Annotated in this window: 3 protein-coding genes; all 3 read left to right on the top strand. The window is 67.4% G+C overall.

What is annotated here, in order from left to right:
• Window positions 1-423, top strand: a 423-nt coding sequence (locus tag AC4FAH_RS10830) for a glutamate ligase domain-containing protein (protein WP_490246017.1), incomplete at its 5' end; no start/stop codon positions are given.
• Complete coding sequence (locus AC4FAH_RS10825; RefSeq protein ID WP_043331969.1) at window positions 420-1,073, top strand: flavin prenyltransferase UbiX; 654 nt, start codon at window positions 420-422, stop codon at window positions 1,071-1,073. The genes AC4FAH_RS10830 and AC4FAH_RS10825, both read left to right, overlap by 4 nt.
• An 85-nt stretch (window positions 1,074-1,158) precedes the next feature.
• Complete coding sequence (locus tag AC4FAH_RS10820; protein WP_192838401.1) at window positions 1,159-1,788, top strand: LysE family translocator; 630 nt, start codon at window positions 1,159-1,161, stop codon at window positions 1,786-1,788.
• The last annotated feature ends 1 nt before the right edge of the window (window position 1,789 follow it).

Genomic DNA, 1,789 nt, shown 5'->3' with positions numbered 1-1,789 from the left:
GGCGTCAAGGTCATCGATGACTTCGCGCACCACCCGACCGCCATCGCCACCACGCTCGAGGGCCTGGCGCCGGGCGTGGCGGCCGAAGGTCAGGGCGGCCGCCTGTGGGCGGTGATCGAACCGCGCTCCAATACCATGAAGCTCGGCACCATGAAGGCGCGTCTGCCGGCTTCAGTGACCGCGGCCGACCGCGTCAGCTGGTTCGCGGGCCCCAGCCTCGGCTGGTCATTGGAGGAGACGGTCAGCGAGTGCCGCGCGCTCGGCGTGGAGGCGGAGGTCGAGCAGGACCTCGACACCCTGATCGCGAAGATCGCCAATCAATCCCGCGCCGGCGACTGGGTGGTGGTGATGTCCAATGGCGGCTTCGGCGGTATCCACGAGCGCCTTCTGGCGGCGCTGGCAGCACGTGAAGGTGAAGCATGAAGACGCAAGCGACAGCCCCAGAGGGCGAGTTCAAGTCGGCGGTCACCGTCGCGCTGACCGGGGCCTCCGGTGCCCAGTACGGCCTGCGCCTGATCGAGTGTCTGGTCGCGGCCGGTCATGAAGTGATGGTGATGGTCTCCAAGGCGGCGCACATGGTGATCGCCACCGAGACCGACGAGGAGCTGCCGGCGCGCCCGGCGCGTCTCACCGAGGTGCTCACGCAGCGCTACGCCGCCAGACCCGGCCAGATTCGCTGCTTCGGGCGCGAGGACTGGATGGCCCCGGTGGCTTCCGGCTCCGGCGCGCCGAGCGCCATGGTGGTGTGCCCGTGTTCCACCGGCTCACTGTCCGCGATCGCGACCGGGGCCAGCAACAACCTGATCGAGCGCGCCGCCGATGTGGCTCTCAAGGAGCGCCGCACGCTGATTCTGGTGCCGCGCGAGACGCCGTTCTCGGCCATCCATCTCGAACACATGCTGAGTCTGACGCGCATGGGTGCCGTCATCCTGCCCGCCGCGCCCGGCTTCTATCATCGCCCGCAGACCCTCGATGACATGATCGATTTCATCGTCGCGCGCATTCTCAACCAGCTGGGAATCTCGCATGCGCTGATGCCGCGCTGGGGCGAGGGGCATGTCAGCGGCGATTGAAGGGCGGTCAGTCGATCCGTTCGGGTGAGAGCTTGTCAGAGGCATCCCTCTGGCACTGCATCAGACTGTGCAAGGAGAGCAGGGAATGCTGAATTGGTCATTGTTGTCGGTGTTCGTGCCGACATTCTTTCTGGTCTCGCTGACGCCGGGCATGTGCATGACGCTGGCGATGACTCTGGGCATGACCCAGGGCGTCAAGCGCACGCTGTGGATGATGGTGGGCGAACTGCTGGGCGTCGGGCTGGTGGCGGTGTCGGCGGTGATCGGCGTCGCGACCATCATGCTGCGCTATCCGATGGTGTTCTCGGCCTTCAAGCTGGCGGGGGGCGCCTATCTGGCCTGGCTGGGGATCCAGATGTGGCGCTCACGTGGCCGCCTGGCCCTGGGGGTGGCAGGGGAGGATGCGGCGGCACCGCGCGCCTCGCGGCGTGCTCTGGCGGCACAGGGCTTCGTCACCGCAATCGCCAATCCCAAGGGCTGGGCGTTCTTCATCGCGCTGTTGCCGCCATTTCTGGATGCCAGCCTGCCGCTGGCGCCGCAGCTGATCGCGCTGGTCGGCATCATCCTGACGCTGGAATTCACCTGCCTGCTGCTCTATGCCGGCGGTGGCAGCAGCCTGGCGCGCTGGCTGGGGCGTGGCTCGCGTGTGCGCCTGATGAACCGCGTGGCCGGCACGCTGATGATCGGCGTGGGAATCTGGCTCGCGACCGGTTGAT

Source organism: Cobetia sp., from assembly GCF_983723665.1.
This window is presented reverse-complemented; position numbering and strand designations above follow the sequence as displayed.